The following is a 25,042-nucleotide window of genomic DNA, read 5'->3' as shown; positions in this document are numbered from 1 at the left end:
CAGCGATAACTTGAAAAAAGCGCTTGAACTGGCTACCCCAGCAGTAAACGGAAAAAAACAAATCGTAATCGAAGTGCCAAAGTATACGGATGCGAATGTGTATGATATACAATTACCTACCCAAAGCTTGATAGGGAAAGAAAACTTTGAGCTATTGCTTAAGACGGAAAATGCTACAATCCAAATTCCAAGCAATATGCTGCCCGACTTAACAGATCATGCTGAGCAAGTGTCCATACGCATAAGTAAAGTCTCTGCGGACAGCCTGAGTGCAGCTACCCGCAATTTGATCGGTAACCATCCAGTTATTGATCTAAGCGTTGTATCAGGCGATAAAGTCATTCCGTGGAATAACCCTAACGCGCCTGTAACGGTATCCATTCCTTACAGACCGACAGCGGAAGAACTAAGTAATCCGGATTTAATCGTTGTTTGGTACATTGATGATAAAGGTAATGTAGTGCCGGTTCCGAACGGTCGATATGATGCTGCAACCCAAACGATTGTATTTCAAACGACCCACTTCAGCATTTATGCAGTAACCTTTGTAAAGAAAAACTTCGGAGACCTTCAGAGCGTATTTTGGGCGAAAAAAGCCATAGATGTTATGGCAGCTCGCGATGTCATCCAAAGAACGAGCATGAATAGTTTCTCACCTGCAGATTCTATTAAGCGAGCGGATTTCATTGCTCTTCTCGTCAGAGCGCTTGAACTCAAGGGAACGGGAAAAAGTGCAGCATTGTTCAGCGATGTCCAAAAGACGGACTATTATTATGATGAACTGGTCACTGCGAAGGAACTGGGAATTGCCACAGGCTATGAAAATGATACGTTCCGACCACACAGTGATATCTCTCGTCAAGATATGATGGTGCTGACCGCACGGGCACTGGCGGTATCCGGTAAGCAAATCAAGGCGAGTGGAGCTTTAAATGCTTATCTGGATGAAGCAAGCATCTCCAGCTACGCGAAAGACAGCGCATCATTGTTGATCAACTTCGGAGTTGTAACCGGAAAGAACGCTAGAATTGCGCCTAACGATACGCTTACCCGTGCTGAAGCGGCAGTTATCTTGTACCGCATCTGGAAGCTGTAGTCCCGGCAGCAGAGAAAAGAAGTCTGAATTGGCTGATGGTCATATTTAATCTGAAGAGCGGAAATACGTGTATATCCATCCCTTAGCGTTCTTCAGTTTCAAGAATTGCTGCTCACCTCTCTGCGGAGAGGAGCAGCGATTTTTTTTTGTGTGTTTCGTTAAATTGGAGCTGATACGGAAAAAAATGTCACGAAACGGACCGCTCAAGTGTTATAACTGTACTGATAGTAGAAAGGAGACAGTCGTGGACTCTATTGAAGAAAAGATAAAGCGGGTACAAGCGGGAGAAGTCTACCTTTTTTCAGATATTATCAGACTCTACCAACAACGGATCTACCTCTACTGCTTTCGCTTGTTGAACAATAAGGAAGAAGCCGAGGATGCGGTTCAGGACATATTTATTAAGGCTTACCAGAACATCGGCCATTTTGAGTCTCAGGTGAGTTTTAACTCGTGGCTCTACAGGGTTTCCTATAATCATTGCCTGAATCAATTGCGCCGGAAGAAATTTCAAAATCAGCTGCGAAAATTACTCAGACAGGATGTAACCACTAAAAGCGCTGAACAAATGGTAGAAAATCAGTTGTTCAGTGAATCCGTGACCTCTGCCCTGGAAAAGCTTAGCGTGGAGGAACGCAATCTGTTGATTTTACGCATTTTTGAAGATAAATCATTTGCAGAAATTAGTGAAATTCTGGGTAAAAGTACGGTCACTGTTAGGAAACGATACGAGCGGACAAGGTGCAAGCTCAGAGAAGTCATTGAAAGAAAGGAGAAACAACTATGCGTAAGGACGAATTGACTTCCGAAGAGTTGTTTCTGAAGGAGGGGGATAATTCTGCTAAACTTCTGCTGGTTGATGTTCATGATTCTGTAATGCAAGCCATTGGGCTAGGTAATGGTCGCCTTGCTGTTAAGTCTGTACCACCCTTGCAGGAGGGGGACATCCCAGATATTATGCATCGAATGGAGCCAGCAACCGAGGCAAAGCGATACCGTAAGCGCACGTGGAGCAGACCAGTAAGGAGATGGGCAACGGTGCTGATCCTGGTTGTCTTGGTAGGAGGCGGCTATTCTATGTTTATGGAAAGCCCCTGGCAAGCTGCCAAATTTCAATATGAAGTACTGCCATATGAGCCGCTTCTTGCAACGAAGGAAGGGGGGACGATTGAAGTATCTAAGAATCCGTTAGTTCCCACAAAGGGAAAAATTCCTCAGAGAGTGGCGACTAAAGAAGAAGAGCTGCTGACTGAAAAAAATTTAGAGGCATATAGAGTTGTAGAGAAATTATTACTTCCGGGAGAGGGCGCTTCTTACGTGTTGAAAAAGGAAGATTCCGGAGATGAGCGTCCTCAGCTTGGCAGAGTTATTCCTGCGATGTTATTTAATGATTATTCCAGCTATTTAGCCAAAGCAGAAGAGTATAAGGCGCCATATTTGCCACGCCCGGAGTATCTGCCAGAAGGGTATGTTTTTGATCAAGCATGGATTCAACCTGATTTTGAGGTCAACGAGAATGAGCTACTTGCCCTGACTGATGGTATAAAGCTGGAAGGCGGTTACCGGGTTATGTGGAAAAAAGAAGCTGCGGCCAGTATTAATTATGACTATTCGTCGATGAGATACAAAAAAGGGGGGAGTATGGTAAGAATTAATGCCAAACACATCAAGTCAAAGACCAGAACGGTGGAAAGCTTGCTAAGGACTAATACCACAAACGTAGAGAATATTCTTGTTAACGGAACCCAACTGATCTATACGGAAACTACAAACAATGAAATAAAGTTGGGGTATAGATACAGACTTGTCTGGACGGATCCAGAACAAAATGTAGTATACGATATGACTGCTGCACCGGAGTCTTCTTCTTTAACCAAAGAGGAGGTTATCCGAATTGCTGCCGACATGATGAAATAAGTACAGAAATTTGATGTCACGAATCCGGTAACGTAAGTGTTATGTAAGAGTATTACATATACAGGAAGGTGAGGTATTTAAAATGAATAATAGAAAAATGCTCATTGCCATGACCAGTATGACCCTAATGTTCGGTTTAGGCTATGGTTTCAAAGGAGAAGCTTATGCCGAGAAGTCTGTTACTCAGTCTGCGGAAGAAACCGCCATTAAGGCGGAAGTCAAATATATAGCTCAGGGCATTGATGAAGCTGCCAAAGCGAAAACGGATCAGGAACAAAAAAAATTCAAAAATCTCAAAGATCTGCAGCAGAAAGCATTAAGTGAAAAGCTTAATCCTGGAGAAATCAGATATGTGTATATTAATGACAAGGAATATCAAGCCTATGCTAAGGGATCACCCACTACGGGTGCATATTATTCCCTTTCGTTTAATACGTATAATGAATATGTGGAAAAGTATGCTGCCGGCAATACCTCCATGCCACTGCAATTGCAAGAGCCTCCGGAAGGCTACATTTTTTTCATGGCAATTGTTTCTCCATATATGACGAAAAAAGAACAGGATAAGATATACTATCAAGTGATCGCCGAGGGTAAGGCGTCCGATAAGAAAATATATGTAAAGAAATTGCAGGAGAAGCGTACAGCTATCAACATCATCTATAATATGACCACAGAGAAAAATGGTAAAAGAGGAGTTCTTGCCATCGCTGCCGAACCTGCAGGACCTAAGGATACGACTGTTGAATCCGAACCAGCAAATGCACAGTCGCAGAAGCTAAAAGTGAGTGGTCAAGAGGTAGTATACACACCTATTGATAAGATGGAGTACAAGTCAGTTGCATGGATGAATCCAAAGACCCGTGTCAATTATATTATTCGGGAAACCGGTGGACATCTGACCAAGGAGGATTTGATTGCTTTGGCAGGACAGATCATTGAAGCTTCGGCGTAGAATGATTCTAAGACAGTTACTAATTAATTTGATCAAGGCAGCCCCAAGGCTGCTTTTTGGTTTGAGTATAAAGATTTATAGTATTCACGCTATTTAGGAGATTAAAAGCGAAATGTGGCAGTGGAGAATGGAAATGTGTCTTTTTTAAGTATTCACAAATAAAGAACGAATATCCTATCGTACCAATATTTACAAAAATCGATATAAAGTGATATAATTTTCAGGATTCATATACATAAACATGAAAGAAGAGTGTAAGATGCTAAAGGTAACAAGCAAAAAAGTCATGTCAATTATTACAGTTAGCTCAATGCTGTTGGCTGTGGGCGCGGTCGCTTACGCAGACACGACATTGAAGAAGATTTCTGCATATCAGAATGCGGCCATCAGCATTGAAGTGGATAATCAGAAAGTGAACCTGTCAAGTAGTGAAGGAACAATGTACCCAATTATCTATGAGGGACATAGCTATGTATCCGCCAAGGCTGTATCTGAAGCGCTGGGGGCAACTGTGAAATGGGACAACAGTCGTCAAGCTGTTGTGATCACATCGGCGAACGGCGGAACATCAACATCTGTTGTACCGGATAAGGACAATACAGTTGCACAAGCTACTGCGAAGCCAGTAACCGTATCTACTCCGCCTGCAACCGAGTCCACTCCGCAGGCAACACCAAAGCCTGCTGCATCATCTTCCGCTACGGCTTCCAATAACAGCGGCGCTTCGTTTGCAGATGCAGTGAAGTTGGGTACTTCTTTTACTTATACGGACCTTGATAACAATTATAGCCCTAAGGGTGATTCAACATCTGCTCAATATACTTTCACTATCAATGAGGTTACGTCGACTACTCTCGGACAATTACATGCTCTTGGGTTTGAGGAACATGTCACTGATCCCGATGTAGCTGTAGATTATGTCCTGCTTGATGTAACGCTTAAGGTGAAGAACGCCACTCTTGTAAAAGGTAGTCAGGACCAAGGGCGGAAGTTCCTTTCAAGTTTTACACCTACCATTTGGGGGGTAGAAACATCCAGTGGACAATACTATATTGGTGGCTCTAGTGATTATTTTGAGGGATCTCTCGGAGAAAATATCGAAAAGTTGTTGGCTGATTTTCCTGAAGTCACCCCAAGTAAACCGGGTTCTTTTGAAGCTTCGGGTAAAGTTATTCTACCAATAATTAAAGGCAAGGAGAACAACCTTGTTCTTCATAGAAAAGATAGTAAGCTTGAGTCCGACAAAACGTCCATCTATTTTAAACTGAAATAGTTATGCAAGTTAGCAGATGGTTTGGTCGCTAATTGTTGTAATAAAGATCAGACTAAAAAGAGATCAACGATGTTATTCATCGTTGATCTCTTTTTTATGATGCTTAAAACAGTGCGGATAACTTCTATATATCAAGCTTCTTTGGCAATGATTTTTTTGAGCTTCACCTTGGGTTCTTGCTCAGGATCAGGCGCTTGCCCAACACGTTTGATAAAGAAAGATAGCAGCAGACCGAGGATACCAATTCCCACAATCACTAGATAGGAATCATTGATCCCTTGAATGGATGCTTCCATAGTCATATGTTCCTTTGTTCCGTTCTGTGTGCTGCCAGAGGCCAGCATATCCTTCATATGCGTTGTAGTACGGCTCTTCATTACGGTGACGAGCAGGGAAGTCCCAACGGCGCCAGCTACTTGTCGAATGGTATTTGAAGCGGAAAATGCGAAGTTTTACAAAGTTATACTCACGTCGAAACGAAGCCCTATTTTTACAGTTCGCCTGTTTAACTTGATGGCGTAAATCATTTCTGCACACCAGGAGAAAAAGGAGGATGCCGCTGATCATTCCAAGATGCCCATACAGAAGGACATTGCCGTCTGGTACGGTTCAGCAGCACTAATTGGTACGGTTATTTCTTGGCTTCGTGATGACATGCCCTATACGCCTGTGTATCTTGCCAGACAAATTAGTATGCTGCGTGCTAACTAACAGCGGGTTCCGAGTAATGACCAACAGAGAGCAATGAAATGAATACGATCAAAAGAAAAAGTCACGCATCGTTACGCGGCTGTCTGTCGTATTTAGATCGGGTAAATCACTGCACACTGAGATTATCCCAGTTGATTTGGAATTCCTTCAGCATACCTTCTTTGGTCAGCTTGCCGCCGAGATACCCTTGGATGCTGCTGGATAATTCCTGTGGCATTCCGTTCGGCAGGCGGGTCCAATTCCAGGTCAGCGCTTGATCTTTATCGGTATAGGCCAGCACCTCAGCACCTAGAGCTCCAAGATCTTCTTCGGTTCCCTTAATGTTGTCGAGCGCAGCTGGTAGCATCACCAATGCTTATCCGAACGATTATCCTTATGGCATCTCCAAAATGGCGCTAAACATGTTCTCGCAGCAGCTGCATGTGTATGTAAAAGAACGCGGGATACAAGTGCTCAGCGTGCATCCCGGCTGGATGCATACGGATATGGGCGGGGCAGAGGCGCCAACGAATCCGACCCAAAGTGCTGAGGGCATGATGGACTTGATCGAGAAGCGGACTACACCGGAAGGTCATTTCATGTTTGTAGATTATACGGGGAAGGATATGAAGATTTAGGCGTTCCTACAGTTCCAAACTTCCCCTCCGATCCTTTTCGCTTTTTGTTATAATCTTTTATACAGCCTATATAGATAGGAACGGTCAGTAAAGAGAACCTCGGTAATTATGCAGAGGTTCTCTTTTTTGTTTATAGAACTGCTTATTTCTTAAGCAATAAATAAGTGAAATAAGGTACGCCGATTAGTGATACCATGATCCCTGCCGGAATACCGTCAGGATCGACGAGATTGCGGCCAACGGTGTCCGCGATCAGAAGTAACCAGCCACCCAGCAATACAGCGACGGGAATAAACATCTGATTGCGCGGGCCCACTAGTGATTTCGCAATATGTGGAGCCATCAGTCCGATGAAGGCGATTCCGCCTGTCACATCCATTGGTCCAAGAGTACCTAAGGTAGATCGAATATAAATACTACTATGATCCTTCATCCATTTTTAAAAGAGGTGAATCTAAGATGAAAAGACAGGTGAAACCTAGTAGGAAAAGAAGACCTGCCTCCAGACTGCAGCCTAAACGCAGTTTGATTCTTAAAGCAACAGCCCAGACCATTAACTTTGCGGTTATTGGAGATAGCCATGTGGGTTATGGGAATAGCTCTAGCATTTTCAGAAATCTTTTGCCGAAGGCAGTGAACAGCGGAAATAAGAGGTTTGTTATTTTTGGAGGCGATAATACTCAAGCGGGAGCGAATCATGGAAATAATGCAAATACTTACTACAAGGATTTTAAAGATACGGTAACAAGCACACTCGGGAGCATTCCTTATAAAGCATCAATAGGAAATTGGGAGGCAAGTACCCAGTCCTTATTCACGCAATATTTAGGAAGAGTCGAGGGACAAATGAATTTCCCGGGAACACAAGGCAAGGTGAAGTATGTATGGCTTAATTGTGCTCTTGGAAAGTTCACTCCGGCTAGTATAAATCTGTTGACGAATCTAGATGATAGTTTCTATTATATTATTGATTTCCATTGGCCTTTAAAAGTGAGCGGGATCACGGTCGATCCTAGCCATGTATTAAGCGCGGCGGAGACAGCTAAGTTTTTTGCGGCCATACCTACGAAAGTGAGAGATAAAGTGCTGGCTATCTTTACACATCATGGGCATCTGTTTTATCGGAAGCTAACCAATATATACCCCGGTTATACCAAGACTAAATTCTTCGTGTGCGGATGTTCTGGGGATTATAAATGTAAGCCGAGTGGTGATCGAGGGTATTACAACGCCACATTGACCATCAATGAGACGGCATTAAATGTAGATGCTTTTAAGGTAGCAGTCACTTAGTGAAGAAGAGGATGCGGTTAAAATAAAACGCTAAATTTCGAGAGAAAACCGAGATTAGCGTTTTTCTTTTATTAAGAATAGTTCATTAACCATGGGTCAAAGGATAATAGTAAGCAAACAGGATTACTTAACATATTTGTATAATAGTTTATGTATGTATTGAATAAATTTATTATGGAGGGCTATCCATGAAAAAACTATCCTTTTATTCGTTAGAACAGGCGGGTGTGTCGGCTTACGGTGTAGAACGTATACGTACAGCAGCCGCGCAAATAGTTAAAGACAACATCACACCGGCACAAGTTATTGTTGCTGCGAGAAAAGGGACGCTACTGGTCCATCAAGCGAACGGGAAATTCGGTCCAGAGCCAGACGCAGCAGAATTAACTGTAGATGCTATATATCCTATATGCTCCATAACAAAACTGTTTACTTCAACCGCTATTATGATGTTAATGGAACAAGGTAAGGTAGGTCTAAACAGACCTGTGTCCGATTACATCCCCGAATTTGCAGGTGAAGGCAAAACTAAGGTATGCGTACATCATTTGTTGACACATACCTCCGGTCTGGATGGTGAGGTCATTTGGATGAACGGACAGGAGAAACAGGAACAAAGGCAATACCCTCCACACGAACCTAATCAAGATCCAGATCAGCATAAATACTTATATGGCGGTTATGATGCCCCACTTAGTAACGAACCTGGTACGGTCATGTCTTATTGTGGATATGGTTATGAGCTGTTGGGAGAAATCATCCGCCGTGTCAGTGGACAAGCTTATGATGTATTCGTAAAGGAAACTATATTTCAACCGCTTGGCATGGAAAATACATATTATCGTGTGCCAATGGAAGTGCGGAACAAAGTAGTTAGACGTGCACCAGAGGCGCATGCGCGGAATGGGTAGACAGCGAATACAATTTGAATTCCGTATCTGCGGGGGGCGGCGCTTACTCCACGGCTATGGATTTGGCTGTTTTTGGCCAGATGTTCCTTAATGGTGGCATTTATAACGGAGTACGATTCCTTAGTCCGATAACCGTAAAAGAAATGACCCGCAATCAAATACCAGGCGTATCCTCACAATATAGAGACGAGGTTTTTTCAGAAGCGTATTGGGGGTACAGATGGGCGATTAACGGTACGAAGCGTGACGGTGGTGATCTGTTCTCTCCAGAAGCCATTTAAAAATATGTATGTTGAGTACTTCAATAATACCGTTCTGGCAGCGATCACAGATCTGTAATCCGGTCAAGGATCTGCAAGAAGAATTTAATGCCTTGGCTACTAAGTAGAAGGAAGCCAGTGGCGTATATTAGTCATATTTATTATACACCACTGGCTTATTTATTTATAAAATCTGTTGTTCAACTACCGTTATCCGTAAACTCAATGATTCTGGTGTGCTTAACGCTTCCTTGAAGGAAATCCGTATTCTTTAGCTTGCCACGCTACTAATAGTGCAAGAATCAATAGTATAAACATTACCCACGGGAAGGAGCGGACACCAAGTGTTTCAATAAGAATCCCACCCATCACACCGCCACCGCCGATGGCTAGGTTCCATGCCGTCACCAACATCGATTGGGCCACATCTGCACTTTCGCCAGCGGTTTCGGCAACGGCTGTCTGTAGCAAAGTAGCCGCTCCTCCGAACGTCAATCCCCAAACACCAACCACTAAATAGATTACTACGGGCTGGCTGCTACTAATGCCTAGTGCAATGGATGACAAGGCGAAAGCAGCGAGGCTGATCAGAACCAATGGACGCAGTTTGCGGTCGATCAAAATACCGATGACCCAGATGCCAGCAAGCGCTGTAATGCCGAAAATAAGCAGTACCAAGTCAACGCGTTGGGTTAGCCCGGCCTGAGTAAGATAGGGGGCAATGTAGGTATACAAGATGTTATGTGCTAGTACCCATGCCAGAACGACAAACAGTACCGACCGTACTCCCGGAATAACAAAAACCTTGTAGAGAGGGAGCCGTTTATCAGGGGCCTCTCCTGGATAGTCCGGTAGCTTCCAAAACACCCAAGCGACCAGCATCAGAGCCAATAGCGACATGATCCCGAAGATAGAGCGCCAGCCTACAAGGGTGCCAAGAAGTGTTCCCGCAGGGACACCGAGTGCCAGAGCGAGAGGCGTGCCAACCATCGCTACCGCCATTGCTCGTCCCTTGAGTGACTCCGGCACCATGCGCCGGGCGTAACCTGCTATCATCCCCCATAAGACTCCAGCGGATACGCCTGCGAAGAACCGAGCTGCCAGCGTAAGTATATAATTGGAAGAAAAAGTGGTGACGGTGTTGAATATGAGAAAACCAAGGATGCACATTAGTAGCAGTGGTCGCCGCCGCCATCCACGCGTCACGGTAGTTAAGGGAATCGCGGCCAACAGTGAACCCAGGGCGTACAGAGTGACAAGTTGACCCGCAAGGGCCTCGGAGACTCCAAGCCCATCACCTATTTGGAGCAACAAGCCGGCCGGAATCGTTTCGGTAAGAATACAGATAAACCCCGTCATAGCCAGGGCGAGTAATCCAGCCCATGGCAGACGTTCAGAAGAGGGAGTGCTGGAGGCACTTTGTGTGGCAGAAGATGTGTTTTGGCTCATAGGAGTAGCACCTCTCTTATATAATTTTAGCAAACTCAATGATATACACGACGAATAGGGTCTACTAGACAGAGTGCCTAGGCCGGTTCATTCCGGAACAAGGCTCCTTGTGTTCTTGCTCTATTTATTACGTCTATCATAAATGGCATCACAAAGGTCTACAGTAAACTGACCCGACATGCCTTCCAGTGCGGTATTAGTGAAAGCCACGACACTGAGGCGTTGCTTGGGATCGACGAACCACGAGTGACCATAGGTGCCACCCATGCGCCAAGTACCCGGGGATTCCGGAGTGTCTGCGGCGACAGGGTCCTTTAGTACCGTAATACCTAGGCCAAAGCCTCGTCCTGGCCAGAAGGCCATTGGCAGATCACCGATCTGGTTGGTCGTCATATCGTGAACCAGAGACTCCGGTAGCAGCGGTGCTCCGCCCTTACGTAATGTCTCCAGCAGTTGCAAAAAATCTCCGGCGCTGCCGACCATGCCAGCTCCTCCAGAATGATAGGCAGTAGTGTCAAGTGCTCGGCCAGGGGCAAGCAGGAACCCAGCCGTTCCCTCCACAAAGGCAATACTGTCGGGATCAAGTAAGGGCCGAGGCTCTGGAGCAGCATTGGTATAGGAAGTGGCCAGTCGTTCTCGATCAACTGCAATGAAACCCGTGTCGCTCATGCCAAGCGGCTTTGTTACGAGTGAATGTACAGCCTCACTGAGCGGTGTTTCTGTGACCTTTGCAATTACTGCTCCTAGCACATCTGTCGCGATGGAATATTTCCACTCGGTACCTGGCGTATAGAGGAGGGGGACAGAGGCAAGACGACGCAGGTTCTCTTCCAATGTGATGCCGGACTGATCCATACCATCTGATACCCCTGCAGACTGATAGGAACCCTTCTCTTCTTGAAAGAATCGGTAAGACAGGCCTGCGGTGTGCGTCATCAAATGACGAATCGTCAAGGTCGCCAACTCGCCATTCTGCAAACGTGGCCGAAACTCTGGAAGCCAACGATCAACGCGGTCGTCCAGCTGCAGGCGACCTTGCGCAACTAATGCTAGGGCTGCTGTTGAAACGATAGGTTTAGTAACTGAGGCGAGCCGGAATAAGGCATCTTCTCGCATAAGTCGGCTCATCTCGCGGTCGGCAAAACCGGCAGCGCGGCTATAAACCAGTTCCCCATCTATCGCCACTTTAATGACAGCACCGACCAGGCGCTTGTCAGCAAGGGTTCGATCGATTACTTCATCGATGCGACCTGATAAACAATCTGTAATTATTTTGTTTGAATCCAATATACTCAACAGTCTTCATCCCTTCGGAATAGTTAAAGCCATGAACACTTTACTATTGTAGGGTTATTATATATAACAAGTTATCTTGATTACATAAGGCAACTAAGTTAAATTAGCTTTATAACGGTTAATTACAAGCTAGTTTATATAGAACACCTTAAATTTAAAGGAGACGATTTTGATGGACCATGTTGATAAGCAAATTCTCTTTCATCTTCAAAATCAAGCGAGAATTTCTATGACAGAGCTGGGGAAATGTGTAGGATTATCACAACCTGCAGTGACGGAAAGAGTTAGGCGTATGGAGGAAAAAGGTATCATCAGCGAATATCGCACCATAATTTCCCCTGAAAAGATTGGAAAACATGCTGCTGCCTACATGTTATTTCATTCTAGGGATTGTAATGCATTTCTTGATTTCTGCCGCTCCAGTCCTGATGTCGTCGAATGTTACCGTATAAGCGGAGAACACAACTACTTGTTGAAAGTAGTAACCGACTCTACACGAGCCCTTGAGGAGTTCGGAAATCAATGTGACAAATACGGTACCTACACGATTCTTATTGTGATGTCATCGCCAATCGATCATAAATTTCTTATCCCATCGCTTGAAGAAGCAAGCATCAACTTGCTTAGTTAGAATTGAACATCACTTGATGGTCAAGCCCCTATTTTATAGACACTGAAAAAAGACCCTAGACAATAAGCTGTTTCCGGTACTCTACCGGGGGCAGCTTATTTAGTTTTCGTTGTGGCCGATGTTGGTTATAAAATCGAATGTAATCTTCAATTTTCTTTTGTGCCTCATCCATATTTCGGATATGATATGGATAGAGTCCTTCCGTTTTGAGATGCGAGAAGAAGCTCTCCATGGAGGCATTGTCATAACAATTGCCCCGGCGTGACATGCTGTTTCGGGCCCCAACCTTTGGCAGCATGTCGTGGTATGCATGAGACGTGTACTGGAATCCCTGATCGCTGTGAACGATCAGTCCGGTCACGTCTTTTTGCTGAGTCCACGCCTGCTCAAAGGTTCGGAGAACCAGTTCATTGTCATTCCTAGCACTCATTAGAGAGGGCTCTGTTTCATGGTGTTAAGATCACGATTGGATCAGATGCACATAAACCTGAACGGGTGGGAGATCAGTTCGAAGAAGTTCTGAAAAACCTGCAGGCCATTGGCTATCAAGAATGGGCTACATTCCATAAACGAGTTAGAACAATGGTTAGCCTAGACCAAATATAAATTGAATTAAGTAGCCAAGCCAATGCCAGCATCGCCTAGTTTCCAACGGCAGGTCATTATCAGTTTCTCACCTTCCAGTTCGGCTGTCAGCGTGCCACCCATTTTATTCATCAGACTTTTGGCGATGGAGAGACCCAGCCCGGAGGCTTGAGAAGATCGGGTACGGTCTGCGGTATAGAATCGGTCAAATAAGAGGTTAACATCGCTTCCGGCTAAATCCTTAGCATCGTTTACAATCGTTAAATCTGCTGTTTCCTGCTGGCGGTTGAAACTGATTCCCACATACCCGGTCGTATGTTTGACCGTATTGACAAGCAAATTCTCTATAACTCTCCGCACAGCGGATTCATCGGCGTATACGGACACATTTTCCTCAGGTAGCCGTATATCCGGTGTAATGTTGCGATCGTTGAACGAATCGTAAAATCCGACCAGAATTTCCGAGAGTAGGACAGTCATTCCAAGCTTTTCGGTATGTAGAGGATAATCTAGCGATTCGATCAAGGAAAGCTCAAAAAAATCATTCAGCAGTGCCTGCAGCCGTTTCGTCCGGTTTTTAACGATGGCAACATATTCAAGCTTCTCATCAGGGGTAATAGACTCATCCTCCAACAGTTGAATATAACCGAAGATGGAGGTGAGTGGTGTACGAATATCATGAGAAATATTTGCTACGGCCTGACGGAATTCTTGTTCGACACGTTTTCGTTGGGCTTCCGCTTCGACGATTAAATCAGATTGACGATTGATTTGTCCCGCAAGCGCCTCAAGCTTCTGGTCGAATAGAGCCACATTGATTTTTTTACCGGTTGCACGTTCGTTGTAGGTATGCAATTGCGTTGTCATCCGCCCTAGCTCTCGCCTTAACATCAACAGACGGACAAGCAGGAGAGACCCTGCCGCAAACAATATGATTGTCAGAATAAGCAGCACTCTCCTGCACCTCCGATGTGTTATTTGATTTCTTTTCTGTGGAATACGAGAATACCGAGCATCCCGGAAACGGCAATTGTTAACAACGGTACAAGTAGAAGTGCTAGCCAATCTCCGCTGTCGATACTGGGCTTACCTATATCGCCTACCAGTTTGAAGATGGAATAATCGTACAAATTACTAAAGAAAGAGATCTTCGAACCTATACCAGCCAAAACTGTATCGATCATAAGGAAGAAAATCATTGAGAAGCCGATAGTTTTGCCGCTGTCGGTAAGAATTACGGTGAACAGCGCGCCGATCGCTGCGTAACCAGCCGTGTACAATAACGTTAGACCGAGGGCGCGCGGTATGAAAAGTGCAGTGCTTCCTTCCGGCAGTTGACCGAAGCCCGAAAGCAGCGTGACTTCGGCTGTGCTGACCATAGGAAAGATGAGAGAAATCGCCATGGCTCCAACTGCGAATACGATAAGTTTTGCCGCGAACAGTCTCCCTCTGGTGTTGCCCGATGATGCGATTGTCTTCATGACCCCTGTGGAATATTCGTTAGAGATGAAGAATCCCGCCAGAATGGCTACGCCGAATTTAATAATGTAGGCATTGCTTGAAATAAAGGTAGTCAGAAATTCGGCACCGGTGATCTGAGGTTCCCCATTGGACCGATGATCAAAATAATATAGCAATGGGTAAGCAAGCGAGAGGACGGAAAGTGCTAATAGAAAAGTCCAAAATGATCTATTCTTACGGAGCTTGAAAAACTCAACTCTGATCAGATTATACATTTGGATTCCCCCCAATTCGCTTCGTAAAATAACTTTCCAAGTCTTCACCCATAGGCATAAACTTCTCGATTTCGAGACCCGCGGAGAATAACGCTGTTGATACTTTACCTGGCTGCTCAATGCGGCTATACAACTTGATGGTTCCATCCTGCATCACTTCGAAATCGGCCGTACCCAGCTCGTTCTGAATGACGGCTGTTGCCTTGCCCGGATCATCCACTTTGATAAACAAGTACTGCTGACATTTCTCGTTCAATTCCTCCGCAGTGAGTTGTTCAAGCAACTGACCGCGATGAATAATACCATAATGACTTGCCATTAAATGCAACTCACTTAGAATATGACTTGAGATCATTATCGTAATGCCCAGCTCACGGTTTAGCCGCTTGAGCAGTTCGCGCATTTCGACGACACCCATCGGATCCAACCCATTGGTTGGCTCGTCCAGAATCAGAAATTCTGGATCTCCCAGCAAGGCGATGGCAAGACCTAGCCGCTGTTTCATTCCCAGCGAGAAATTTTTGGCTTTCTTTTTGCCGGCGCCCTGCAGTCCAACCTGCTCTAGCATTCTAGGAACGCAATCTTTGCCGGGAATACCGCGTAGAATCCGGTTTGCTTCTAAATTTTCGCTTGCAGTCATATGGGGGAACAAAGCGGGGCTCTCGATAATTGAGCCGATTCGCTTACGAGCCTGGATCAGGGCCTGCTCTTCATTGGCTCCGAACAGCTCGATCGTCCCCTGAGTCGGAAAAGCAAGTCCGGTCACCATACGGATTAATGTTGATTTTCCAGCTCCATTTTGCCCAATAAAACCATAAATAGAGCCTTTACGGATTGACAAATTGACTTTGTCCAGCGCTGTATGGCCCTTGAACTTTTTGGATAGCTGATTTGTTTTTAATACATATTCGTACATCTCGTCTTGGCCTCCTTTTCGTGATAGACCAAGTATAGAATTGAAAACATAAGAAGAGCTAAAGCCAAATCTTAAGAATGTCTTAAGGCTTGAGCCGATAACCTATGCCCCATACCGTCTCGATAAATTCGCTTCCTGGTGCGGCCTTGGTTAGCTTGCTGCGCAAATTGCTCATATGGACATTGACCGTATTGTCGTCCCCGTAATATGGCTCGTGCCAGACCCTTTCGTACAAATTCGCTTTTGTGAACACCTTCTTAGGGGCCGACAAAAGCAACGAGAGAATCTCAAACTCTAGAGCCGTGAGCGTCAGTTCCGCTCCATTTGCCGTAACCGACATCGCATCTCGATGAAGTACAAGGCCCTGATGCTGGAGCACGTTAGGCAAAGCCGATTGCGCAATCCGTGAATACAACCGTAGATGAGAATCGATCCGTGCAGAGACTTCCTCAACGTCGAAGGGTTTCGTAATGAAATCATCCGCCCCCGCCCGCAGGGCAGACACCTTGGTCTGGGGCTCACCCTTGGCTGAAATGATAATTACTGACATATCGTCCCGCCCGGCAATCTTCTCAAGTAGTTCCTCTCCCGACATGCCAGGCAGCATCAGATCCAGTAGCAGCATACTCCATTGACGTTGCTCCAGATAGAGAAGTGCCTCCGTTCCCGAGTAAGCAGGTTGGGGAATGTAGCCGCTTTTCTTAATAATGCTGCACAGCAATCGGTTGATGTCGCTGTCGTCTTCAGCAACGAGAATATGTATCAGGTTATTCATTTAATCTCCTTTTTCCACCTAAAATAGGTCGTTATTCGGATGAATGCCTATTAAATAGGATAGCAGGTTTTAGATTCTGTATCCAGATCCAGCCAATTTAATAACAAAGAGACTCTTCTATTTAAATAGAGGAGTCTCTTTGCGGTGTTAAGGTATTTAGATAAATAGATTATGACTAGATTGATCGGCTTGGCCGAGGTAATATCCTACGCCGCCGATTCCTACGCCGTCGATTAGTTCTTCACGGGTGATGCCCATAAGATCCATAGACATTTGGCAGGCGACGATCTCGACGCCTTGGTCGACAGCCATCTGAATCAATTCTTCCAAAGAAGAGACATTATTGTTCTTCATTACAGAGCGAATCATTTTGGAGCCCATCCCCATCATGTTCATATTCGAAAGCGTTAGCTTCCGGCTGCCGCGCGGCATCATCGCTCCGAACATTTTGCCGATGAAATTCTTGTTCACAGGCACTTTCTCATCTTTACGGATAATATTGAGGCCCCAGAAGGTAAAGAACATCGTCACTTTTTTGCCACTGGAGGCTGCTCCATTAGCAATGATGAAGGAAGCGATCGCTTTATCCAAATCCCCGCTAAAAACAACCATTGTGCTTGCGTTGCTAGTTTGGACAGGTTGTGCTCCTGTTGGGGCGGATTCTTCGTTCAATCCTTTGCGCAGATAAGCTTCGATCATACCAGTAGGCAGCTTTGTTAATTGCAAAAGCGTGTGCTTAGACATGCGAGCCCATGCCTTGATATCTTCATAGAATCCCGGATCGGAAGCCGTTACCTTCAAAATTTGTCCGTCCAAGAGCGGGTCGATGCTCATCTTGACTTGAATCAGCGGTCCGGGGCAGCACAGTCCACAAGCATCAAGCACGGAATCAGGTGTTAAATCCAGTTCTTGTTCGACTGGGACGGATGCAGTGGCGCTGGAGTTGGCCGCAAAAGCTGCAATATTGGTATTGACTGTAGCTAACCCGTTAACTGTAGCTGTTCCAGTTCCAATTGCGGCAGAATTATTGCTAGTGCCAGTCCCCGTTCCTGTCGGTGCTACTGCTGCTGCGATTTCTTTACGGGCTGCTGAAATACCGACGTTTGGCGTCAGGCAATCTTTTTTTTCAGGCGAATATTTGCTCAGTTGATACGTCTTAAAGCCTCCGGTCAGATTCTTCACACGGAAACCCTTTTGCTGCAAAATGCGGGAAGCGGTGTAGCCTCTAAGTCCAACTTGGCAATACACCCAAATTTCTTTACTAGGGTCAAGCTCGGCTAGACGACCACGCAGATCATCTACAGGGATGTTAATAGAGCCTTCAATATGGCCGTTGGCATGCTCGATTTCCGAACGTACGTCAACTAAAATGGTATTGTTGTGGTCACGACCTTCTAAATCCTTAGGAACGAATACTGTGGTCATGCCTTTCAAAATATTTTCAGCGGCAAAGCCAGCCATATTCACTGGATCTTTAGCCGAAGAGTAAGGAGGGGCATAAGAAAGCTCCAATTCCGTTAAATCAGTAACCGTACCTCTAAAGCGAATCACTGTAGCGATATCGTCGATACGTTTATCTACTCCACTATAACCAACAGCTTGTGCACCGAGCACCGTACCTTTTGGATCAAAAATCAGCTTCATTGATATTGGAGTTGCCCCCGGATAATAAGTTGCATGAGAGCTTGGATGAACATAAATCACGTGATAAGGTAAGCCCAAGCGTTGTAGCGTTTTTTCGTTATTACCGGTAGAAGCGCCTGTCACACCAAATACTTTAATGATAGAAGTGCCTTGGGAACCTTTGTAAGAAGTACCTAGACCGCTAACATTGTCCGCTGCAATCCGTCCTTGCTTATTGGCGGGGCCTGCTAGTGGAATAGCGGTTTTCGTTCCGTTTACAAAATCAACCACCTCAACCGCGTCACCTACAGCGTACACTTGATCCAAATTTGTCTCCATGCGCTCGTTGACCAAGATGTGGCCGCGTGGACCGAACTCTAAACCACTATCCTTCAGGAAAGAGGTATCCGGCGAAACGCCGATAGCCAGCAGAACCATATCACTTTGCAGCACAGTGCCACTCGCTAATTGAACCTGTATTTGTTCTCCCACCTCAGCAAAACCTTGGACCATATCGGAAAAAATAAGATTAACGCCATGCTCGTCGAGTTCTTTTGCCAAAATAGAAGACATTTCAGTATCGAACGGAGCTAAGATTTGCGGACCCGCCTCGATCAAGGATACTTCCAGACCTGCTTCTCTGAGGTTCTCAGCCATTTCCACACCGATAAATCCACCACCGATCACAACGGCGGAACGAGTGCCTTCGGCTGCCACTTTAGCTTTGATTTTGTCAGTGTCGGGAATGTTGCGCAGCATGTGAATTTTGGAACTCTCGATACCGGGCAAATTCGGACGAATCGGTTTAGCACCAGGCGATAAAATAAGCGCATCGTAGCTCTCTTCATAGGAGCCTTTTTCTATGCTTTCTACTCGTACTTTCTTGTTCACAGGGTCGATAGACACCACTTCGCTTTGAATCCGAACATCGATGTTAAAACGTTTATGCATCGCCTCTGGTGTCTGAACCAGCAGCTTGGAGCGATCCTGAATGGAGCCTCCGATATAATATGGCAGTCCGCAGTTGGCAAAAGAAATGTACGGATCACGCTCAAACATTATGATATGAGCCTCTTCATCTAATCTCCGAAGCCTGGCGGCCGCTGATGCGCCTCCTGCAACTCCTCCGACAATCAGTACTTTTTTACTCATGATGATTTATTCCTCCCCTAAAAATAGCTGAATTAGATGTTTGATCTTCTCGTCTTTAACAGAATAGTTAATTTCCAGTCCATTACGTTCGGTTTCGACAATGCCTAGGGATCTAAGCTTCTGCAAATGCTGGGATACCGTAGATTGTGGAAGGTCGAGACAGTCCTGCATGAAGCTAACGTTGCAGCTGCCTTTTTCAAGCAGTCCTTTAATGATGCACAAGCGAACGGGATGAGCGATAGCCTTTAAGGTTTCGGCGGTTTGATTATAGGCTTTAAAATTTTTGTCCATAGTTATGAACTCCTCGCTTTACAATATCCTTATATCGTAATATTATGATATAGTGATATGAAAATCAAGTTATTTTTTAAAAAAGAGAAGGAGAGATGCTCGATGTCTTTTAAAATTCCAAAGGAAATTACCCCGCAGCAAGTGGCGGAACTTCTGAAGAATGGAGAGACCCCTACGCTGCTGGATGTACGCGAACCCGCCGAATGGGTGGAGGGACATGTGAACGGTGCGAAGCATATTCCGCTTGGGCAGCTGTTAATGCGTATAGATGAACTAGATCCTAATGGAGAGACGATTGTGATGTGCTTAAGTGGTGGCCGGAGTGGACTGGCGTGTGAGCTGTTGAGCGAAAAGGGATATAACGTTGTGAATATGATGGGTGGATTAAGTGCTTGGACGGATAATTTTTTGGTGCGGGGGTAATAACATGAGCATGATGTTTCGGATACTACTGAGTATATTAATTGTCTTTAGTATTGTAAGGTTCTTACGTTACGCTTGGCCAGTCCGTTCACTCTCATATGTAGAAGCCCGCGACGTTCACGAATTAGCAGATCAAACCTTGGCCATGAAAATGCTCGATGTGAGGGATGCCGTAGATTATGAAAAGGATAGTATCCGTGGCTCGATAAATATATCACTCGGGCGGCTAGCTTATGTCTGGCAACACTGCCTTTCGTCCGACGACTCGGTCCTAATTCTTGCTGATAGTTATTATAAAAGAAACAAAGCTGCGAGAATTCTATATAAGCAGGGCTTTCGAAAGTTATATGCGGTAAATGGTGATTTTTTAGGGAACAAAAGAACGCTCTCCGACATTTCGGTGAAAGGTTGTTGTGAAGGATAATGGATTTAAGCTCATTGATGTCCCGTCTTGGATTTGGTAAAAGCGCAAGTGTAAGAACATTGAAGGTGGCAGAGTTCCGGAGCAAAATGGAGCTATCTAAAAATAAGCTGCTGATCGATGTCCGCGAACCGGATGAATACAAGAGTGGATTTATTCCGGGGGCGAAAAACATCCCGCTGTCTCAAATGGAAAAGCGGCTCGGTGAGATCCCAAAGGATCGGGATCTGCTACTCTACTGCCGTAGTGGTATGCGAAGCAAAAGTGCAGCGCGGATTCTGAGTAAGCATGGGTTTACTAGGCTTGCACATTTGCAGGGCGGGGTAAGTAGCTGGAATGGGAAGTTGAGTCGGCGGTAGGATTAGGGGATTTCGTACTGAGCATAGTTCAACTGATGTTGCTTTTACGTACTTAAACCAATTAGCTTTTTTAATGGAACTGAATGCTGTGGTGAGGTACCTTACTTTATCGCAATGTACTTAAACTAATTAGCTTTTTTTGCTGGATAAGTTATATTTAGCTGGATCTAGTGTTGGCTGTTGAGTGTTATTGACAGTATCAGAAAGTGAATACTATACTTTTGAGTAATAGGACGAAGCACGTCCCGTACCCATATTGGGTGCGGGATTTTTTTATGCCAAGGAGGAGAGTAACGTATGGGATTTGCGGAGGAGCATCGTAAGTGGGTAGAGGATCATATTAGTCGAAGATCAGGAGAACGGCGTGGGAGATTGGAGCGGGGACATGGCCATGGTGAGCGGATATTTTTGGAGAAGGTATGGTGGCCTATGATGGGGCATTTCAATGACCTTCATCCTGAATACGAAGTGGTGGATTGGCGTAGCAAGCCCTACTTTGTTGATTTTGTGTGGAAGCCTGGACAGGTTAAGTTTGCATTTGAAGTAAAAGGCTACGGCCCACATGTACAAAATACAGACCGAACGCGCTACAGGCAGGAGCTGAATCGAGAGACTTATCTGCAAATCGCGGGTTATCGGGTAGTGGCGATTCCTTATGATGATCTGGATGCGAGTCCTGAACTTACGATAACTTTGTTAAGACCATTGCTGATGCCGTACCTCGATGTGAAGATGGAGGAGCAAAGGGAGTTTAGCCGACTGGAACGTGATATTTTACGGATTGCTGTGCGTTTGAATGGGTGCATCCGGCCGGTTGATTTGGTGAGGGAGCTTGGGATTGATAAGCGTACGGCTCGAAAGGGACTGGGTGCTCTCAGCGAAAAAGGAAAGTTTATTCCCATAGTTTCTGAGGAGAGCGGTAGAGTCTGCAGATATGAATATATCCATTCCTTAAAGGATATTCAGCTATGGTGAGGCAACTAAATGCCCTAGCTATCGCCCAAAAGGCTGGAATTGGGCAAAAGAAAGGCAAAAATGCCTTGGATACCGCCCAAAAGGCTGGAATTGGGCGAAAGAAAGGCAAAAATGCCTTGGATACCGCCCAAAAGGCTGGAATTGGGCGAAAGGAAGGCAAAAATGCCTTGGATATCGCTCAAAAGGCTGGAATTGGGCGAAAGGAAGGCAAAAATGCCCTGGATACCGCCCAAAAGGCTGGAATTGGGCGAAAGAAAGGCAAAAATGCCTTGGATACCATTCCCCCGCCACACTCCACCTTCCATTCTCACTAAGTGAGACGACTGGGCGAGCGAGGCCCCCCAAAAATCTCTAATTATGACCTGATTTTCATTTAGATTGTTAAGGTGTTACTTATTGACCTAATCTTCTATGATTAGGTTGATAGACCAGATTTGTGTTTGACATAGACAATTACCTTGAGAACATATGAAACCGCTATCAACTTGAATCGAAGGAGCGATTTTGATGGAAACAGCGACATCTAAATATCCATTTCAACAGATTGATTTACCTCTAAATGAACGAGTGCAGGATCTGATCTCCAGATTAACGCTTGATGAAAAAGTAAGCCTCATCCCCCAGTATCAAGCTGCCATAGAGCGTTTAGGCGTTGGAGCCTATAAGCACGGTACAGAAGCGGCGCACGGAATTTCCTGGCTTGGTAAAGCGACCTCTTTTCCTCAGCCGAGCGGACTGGCTTGTACCTGGAACCCGGAGTTAATGAAAGAAATCGGCTCGGCCATTGGAGATGAAGCAAGAGCATTTTACAAAAAGAATCCAACGGTGAATGGGCTGACGTTATGGGCACCAACAGTGGATATGGAGCGTGACCCGCGGTGGGGTAGAACGGAAGAAGCCTATGGTGAAGATCCGGAATTAACTGGACAACTCAGTACATCACTTGTGCAAGGAATCCAAGGAGATCACCCTGTCTATTTGAAAGCGGTCGCAACGCTCAAACACTTTCTAGGAAACAACAACGAGATCGAACGCGGAAATTGTTCCGCCAGCATTGATCCGAGAAATATGCGCGAGTATTACCTGGAAGCATTTAAGCCTGCTTTTCAAGAAGGTGGCGCACAGTCTATGATGACCGCCTATAACGCGGTGAATGGTGTGCCTGTTATTCTTCATCCAGCAGTGATGGATGTGGTCAAAGGCGAATGGGACATGGACGGTTTTATCGTCAGTGATGCCGGAGATTTATTCGGGATTGTGAAGGACCATAAATATTATGAATCTTTTGCACAGTCGATGGCGGAGTCTATCAAAAACGGAATTGACAGCGTAACAGAAGAAACCGAAGAGACAATCAAGGTTCTTCATGAAGCACTTGACCAAGGTCTGCTGGCAGAGGAAGATTTGGATCGCGCACTAACCAACACATTTAGAGTTCGCTTCCGTCTGGGAGAGTTTGACCCGGCTGAAGGAAACCCATATGCGGCAATCGACGATTCCTTTATTCTTAGCAAAAAACATGCCGCACTATCCATGGAAGCTGCCAAACAATCCATTGTGCTACTAAAAAATGAGCAAGCCACATTGCCGCTGAGCAAGACTAAATTAAACAAAGTGGCGATTATTGGTCCACTCGGCAATGAAGCTTTTAGAGACTGGTATTCCGGCACATTACCTTATGGAGTGACCCCCCTGCAGGGCGTGCGTAAGAAGCTGCCTGGTAAACAAGTTACTTTTGAGAGCGGCGCAGATCAAATCATTCTTACCTCAGCCGCAAACGGTCAAGCCATCGGAATTACGGGTGAGGACGGAAGATTGGCTGTACAGCATGACACGGCAGAGCACGGAGAAATGTTCCAACATACGGCTTGGGGCTGGACTAGCAATACGCTGAAGGCGACAAGTCGTGGACAGTATGTAACTTTAAGTGAAGCGGAGACGCTCACTGCATCTGCTGAAGAAATTTACGGATGGTTTGTAAAAGAATCCCTTAACATCGTTCCGGAAGCTGAGGGTAAAGTCTCTTTGCGGACTTGGAATGACAAATTGATCTCTGTGAATGCTGAGGATGGCACACTGCAGGTTGCTGATCAGGACGCAAGTGCTGACGCTCGTCTTTTCAAAAAGAACATCGTTACGAACGGCATAGAAGCTGCTGTAGAAGCTGCCAAAGCTGCTGAAGTGGCTGTGGTTTTTGTCGGTAACCATCCACTCCTAAACGGAAAAGAAGAAATCGACAGACCTGATATTGTACTTCCGGAGGAGCAGGAACGTTTGGTCAAAGCAGTCTATGAAGCGAATCCGAATACAGTGGTAGTTATTGTCGGCAGTTACCCGATCTCTTCCACTTGGATTGACGAGAATATCCCGGCAGTTCTATATACTTCCCACAGTGGACAAGAGCTGGGCAATGCGGTTGCTGAAGTGTTGTTCGGAGATTACAGTCCTTCTGGCAAGCTGAATATGACTTGGTTCCGTTCTGTGGAGCAGCTGCCAGAGCTGATGGATTATGATATTATCAAAGGTAAAAGAACCTATATGTACTTTGACGGCGAGCCATTGTATCCTTTTGGTCACGGCTTAAGTTACGCCCAAATGTCCTACAGTAACCTAAATTTAAGCACCAAGGATCTGCAACAAGATGATATGCTTAACATTTCCGTTCAAGTGGATAACACTGGAGCAATCGATGGGGACGAGGTTGTTCAGTTATACGTGCAAGCTTTGAATTCCCGGGTTAAACGTCCGATTAAACAGTTGAAGGGTCTTGAAAAAGCGAGTATAGCCGCAGGTCAATCGCATACAGTAGAGTTTGCATTACCAGTTACAGAGTTAGCATTCTGGGATGTTACACGCGAACAATATTGCATCGAAAATGGAGAATACGCGATTCTGATTGGCCGTTCTTCTGCTGATATTAAATTGTCCTCAATCGTAAAGGTGAAAGGGGACATCATTCCTTCCCGTAATTTATATAACAACACCAAAGCAGAGAACTATGATGACTACGAAGGTGTATATCTGGACGAATGCAAAGCAGGTGGAGCTTCCATACATCCGGTAAAAGAGGGCGCTTGGATCGCTTTTAACGATGTATTGTTCGATCATGGCGCAGTAGCATTTGAAGCTGTGGTATCTTCCACAAAAGGTGGCAGCATCGAGATCAGAACTGGAAGCACAACTGGGAAGCTGGTTGGAACCTTAAATGTTCCTTCTGGTGGAGTTCTGCAACAGTGGAGCACACTGACTGGCGAAGTATCCGTGGAGCCTGGTACTACCGATGTTTATGTAGTCTTTAACGGTGAGGTACTTCTCAGCCGGTTTCAATTTAATCAATAATAAAGATGACCTTTGATTATGGATTGGAGTGTGCAAAT

28 protein-coding genes and 1 pseudogene are annotated in these 25,042 nt (G+C 45.3%); 17 read left to right on the top strand and 12 right to left on the bottom strand.

The annotated features are described in order from the left end of the window. Window positions 1-196: 196 nt before the first annotated feature. From UQ64_RS32720 to UQ64_RS20655, 5 genes are all read left to right on the top strand, one after another. Window positions 197-1,096, top strand: a complete 900-nt coding sequence (locus UQ64_RS32720; protein ID WP_342447608.1) for an S-layer homology domain-containing protein — start codon at window positions 197-199, stop codon at window positions 1,094-1,096. A gap of 244 nt (window positions 1,097-1,340) precedes the next feature. Continuing rightward, window positions 1,341-1,898: an RNA polymerase sigma factor gene (locus UQ64_RS20670; RefSeq protein ID WP_245238130.1), complete on the top strand. Its 558-nt coding sequence runs from the start codon at window positions 1,341-1,343 to the stop codon at window positions 1,896-1,898. Beyond that, on the top strand, window positions 1,880-3,013 hold the full coding sequence (locus tag UQ64_RS20665; protein ID WP_060625356.1) for a DUF4367 domain-containing protein: 1,134 nt from the start codon (window positions 1,880-1,882) through the stop codon (window positions 3,011-3,013). The genes UQ64_RS20670 and UQ64_RS20665 overlap by 19 nt, the downstream gene beginning before the upstream one ends. Window positions 3,014-3,095: 82 nt before the next feature. After that, window positions 3,096-3,968: a hypothetical protein gene (locus UQ64_RS20660; protein ID WP_060625355.1), complete on the top strand. Its 873-nt coding sequence runs from the start codon at window positions 3,096-3,098 to the stop codon at window positions 3,966-3,968. Between the two features lie 286 nt (window positions 3,969-4,254). After that, window positions 4,255-5,241, top strand: a complete 987-nt coding sequence (locus UQ64_RS20655; RefSeq protein ID WP_209445848.1) for a stalk domain-containing protein — start codon at window positions 4,255-4,257, stop codon at window positions 5,239-5,241. Window positions 5,242-5,372: 131 nt separating this feature from the next. On the opposite strand, the gene UQ64_RS20650 is transcribed toward UQ64_RS20655, so the two are convergent. Continuing rightward, window positions 5,373-5,618: a hypothetical protein gene (locus UQ64_RS20650; RefSeq protein WP_342447599.1), complete on the bottom strand. Its 246-nt coding sequence runs from the start codon at window positions 5,616-5,618 to the stop codon at window positions 5,373-5,375. A gap of 196 nt (window positions 5,619-5,814) precedes the next feature. On the opposite strand from UQ64_RS20650, the gene UQ64_RS30995 reads away from it, so the two are divergent. Then, on the top strand, window positions 5,815-5,952 hold the full coding sequence (locus tag UQ64_RS30995; protein WP_156417624.1) for a TetR-like C-terminal domain-containing protein: 138 nt from the start codon (window positions 5,815-5,817) through the stop codon (window positions 5,950-5,952). A 106-nt stretch (window positions 5,953-6,058) separates the two neighbouring features. Here UQ64_RS30995 and UQ64_RS20645 read toward each other — a convergent pair whose 3' ends face one another. Further along, entirely contained in the window at window positions 6,059-6,298 is a 240-nt protein-coding gene (locus UQ64_RS20645; RefSeq protein ID WP_060625352.1) for a hypothetical protein, read from the bottom strand. Here UQ64_RS20645 and UQ64_RS20640 point away from each other — a divergent pair. Next, entirely contained in the window at window positions 6,273-6,569 is a 297-nt protein-coding gene (locus UQ64_RS20640; RefSeq protein ID WP_082651223.1) for an SDR family NAD(P)-dependent oxidoreductase, read from the top strand. The two genes, UQ64_RS20645 and UQ64_RS20640, sit on opposite strands and share 26 nt — an antisense overlap. 142 nt (window positions 6,570-6,711) lie before the next feature. Here UQ64_RS20640 and UQ64_RS20635 read toward each other — a convergent pair. Beyond that, a pseudogene (locus UQ64_RS20635) lies at window positions 6,712-6,948 on the bottom strand (iron chelate uptake ABC transporter family permease subunit); the annotation flags it as partial. Window positions 6,949-7,028: 80 nt separating this feature from the next. Between UQ64_RS20635 and UQ64_RS20630 the strand changes: the two are divergent. The 3 genes from UQ64_RS20630 (at window position 7,029) to UQ64_RS20620 (ending at window position 9,054) form a co-directional block, all read left to right on the top strand. Further along, complete coding sequence (locus UQ64_RS20630) at window positions 7,029-7,862, top strand: metallophosphoesterase family protein (RefSeq protein ID WP_060625350.1); 834 nt, start codon at window positions 7,029-7,031, stop codon at window positions 7,860-7,862. Window positions 7,863-8,050: 188 nt separating this feature from the next. Then, on the top strand, window positions 8,051-8,773 hold the full coding sequence (locus UQ64_RS20625; protein WP_060625349.1) for a serine hydrolase domain-containing protein: 723 nt from the start codon (window positions 8,051-8,053) through the stop codon (window positions 8,771-8,773). Window positions 8,774-8,787: 14 nt separating this feature from the next. Further along, entirely contained in the window at window positions 8,788-9,054 is a 267-nt protein-coding gene (locus tag UQ64_RS20620) for a serine hydrolase domain-containing protein (RefSeq protein ID WP_156417622.1), read from the top strand. A gap of 219 nt (window positions 9,055-9,273) precedes the next feature. Here UQ64_RS20620 and UQ64_RS20615 read toward each other — a convergent pair whose 3' ends face one another. Together UQ64_RS20615 and UQ64_RS20610 are read right to left on the bottom strand one after the other, a co-directional pair. Further along, window positions 9,274-10,482, bottom strand: coding sequence for an MFS transporter (locus UQ64_RS20615; RefSeq protein ID WP_060625347.1), 1,209 nt, complete (start codon window positions 10,480-10,482; stop codon window positions 9,274-9,276). Between the two features lie 120 nt (window positions 10,483-10,602). Beyond that, window positions 10,603-11,778, bottom strand: a complete 1,176-nt coding sequence (locus tag UQ64_RS20610) for a serine hydrolase domain-containing protein (protein ID WP_245238127.1) — start codon at window positions 11,776-11,778, stop codon at window positions 10,603-10,605. A gap of 172 nt (window positions 11,779-11,950) precedes the next feature. Between UQ64_RS20610 and UQ64_RS20605 the strand changes: the two genes are divergently transcribed. Beyond that, window positions 11,951-12,409, top strand: a complete 459-nt coding sequence (locus UQ64_RS20605; protein ID WP_060625346.1) for an Lrp/AsnC family transcriptional regulator — start codon at window positions 11,951-11,953, stop codon at window positions 12,407-12,409. 55 nt (window positions 12,410-12,464) lie between these two features. Here the strand turns inward: UQ64_RS20605 and UQ64_RS20600 are convergent, their stop codons facing one another. From UQ64_RS20600 to UQ64_RS20570, 7 genes are all read right to left on the bottom strand, one after another. Beyond that, the gene (locus UQ64_RS20600) at window positions 12,465-12,839 is read right to left on the bottom strand and encodes an integrase core domain-containing protein (protein WP_245238126.1); all 375 of its coding nucleotides are present in this window, start codon (window positions 12,837-12,839) and stop codon (window positions 12,465-12,467) included. A gap of 182 nt (window positions 12,840-13,021) precedes the next feature. Further along, window positions 13,022-13,948: a sensor histidine kinase gene (locus UQ64_RS20595; RefSeq protein WP_245238124.1), complete on the bottom strand. Its 927-nt coding sequence runs from the start codon at window positions 13,946-13,948 to the stop codon at window positions 13,022-13,024. Between the two features lie 20 nt (window positions 13,949-13,968). Then, a complete protein-coding gene (locus tag UQ64_RS20590; RefSeq protein WP_060625345.1) occupies window positions 13,969-14,730 on the bottom strand; it encodes an ABC transporter permease in 762 nt (253 codons plus the stop codon). After that, window positions 14,723-15,646: an ABC transporter ATP-binding protein gene (locus tag UQ64_RS20585; RefSeq protein WP_060625344.1), complete on the bottom strand. Its 924-nt coding sequence runs from the start codon at window positions 15,644-15,646 to the stop codon at window positions 14,723-14,725. The genes UQ64_RS20590 and UQ64_RS20585 overlap by 8 nt, the downstream gene beginning before the upstream one ends. Window positions 15,647-15,728: 82 nt before the next feature. Further along, window positions 15,729-16,421: a response regulator transcription factor gene (locus UQ64_RS20580; RefSeq protein WP_060625343.1), complete on the bottom strand. Its 693-nt coding sequence runs from the start codon at window positions 16,419-16,421 to the stop codon at window positions 15,729-15,731. Window positions 16,422-16,577: 156 nt separating this feature from the next. Then, window positions 16,578-19,196, bottom strand: coding sequence for an FAD-dependent oxidoreductase (locus UQ64_RS20575; protein WP_060625342.1), 2,619 nt, complete (start codon window positions 19,194-19,196; stop codon window positions 16,578-16,580). Between the two features lie 6 nt (window positions 19,197-19,202). After that, window positions 19,203-19,487 carry an ArsR/SmtB family transcription factor gene (locus tag UQ64_RS20570; RefSeq protein WP_036675735.1) on the bottom strand — a complete coding sequence of 95 codons (285 nt, stop codon included), beginning with the start codon at window positions 19,485-19,487 and terminating at the stop codon, window positions 19,203-19,205. Window positions 19,488-19,589: 102 nt separating this feature from the next. On the opposite strand from UQ64_RS20570, the gene UQ64_RS20565 reads away from it, so the two are divergent. From UQ64_RS20565 to UQ64_RS20540, 6 genes are all read left to right on the top strand, one after another. Further along, the gene (locus UQ64_RS20565) at window positions 19,590-19,910 is read left to right on the top strand and encodes a rhodanese-like domain-containing protein (protein ID WP_060625341.1); all 321 of its coding nucleotides are present in this window, start codon (window positions 19,590-19,592) and stop codon (window positions 19,908-19,910) included. 4 nt (window positions 19,911-19,914) lie between these two features. Then, entirely contained in the window at window positions 19,915-20,334 is a 420-nt protein-coding gene (locus UQ64_RS20560) for a rhodanese-like domain-containing protein (protein ID WP_060625340.1), read from the top strand. 17 nt (window positions 20,335-20,351) lie between these two features. Next, on the top strand, window positions 20,352-20,690 hold the full coding sequence (locus tag UQ64_RS20555; RefSeq protein ID WP_245238122.1) for a rhodanese-like domain-containing protein: 339 nt from the start codon (window positions 20,352-20,354) through the stop codon (window positions 20,688-20,690). 297 nt (window positions 20,691-20,987) lie between these two features. Then, window positions 20,988-21,665: a hypothetical protein gene (locus UQ64_RS20550; protein WP_060625338.1), complete on the top strand. Its 678-nt coding sequence runs from the start codon at window positions 20,988-20,990 to the stop codon at window positions 21,663-21,665. Then, window positions 21,659-21,979 carry a hypothetical protein gene (locus UQ64_RS20545; protein ID WP_060625337.1) on the top strand — a complete coding sequence of 107 codons (321 nt, stop codon included), beginning with the start codon at window positions 21,659-21,661 and terminating at the stop codon, window positions 21,977-21,979. The genes UQ64_RS20550 and UQ64_RS20545 overlap by 7 nt, the downstream gene beginning before the upstream one ends. 193 nt (window positions 21,980-22,172) lie before the next feature. Beyond that, window positions 22,173-25,004 (top strand): glycoside hydrolase family 3 protein, encoded by a 2,832-nt coding sequence (locus tag UQ64_RS20540; RefSeq protein ID WP_060625336.1) that lies wholly within the window; start codon window positions 22,173-22,175, stop codon window positions 25,002-25,004. Window positions 25,005-25,042: the final 38 nt, after the last annotated feature.

The organism is Paenibacillus etheri (genome assembly GCF_001012825.1).
In the GTDB taxonomy this organism is placed as follows: Bacteria; Bacillota; Bacilli; order Paenibacillales; family Paenibacillaceae; genus Paenibacillus_AQ; species Paenibacillus_AQ etheri.
The sequence above is the reverse complement of the archived record's forward strand: the minus strand, read 5'-3'. Positions and strand labels throughout refer to the sequence as shown.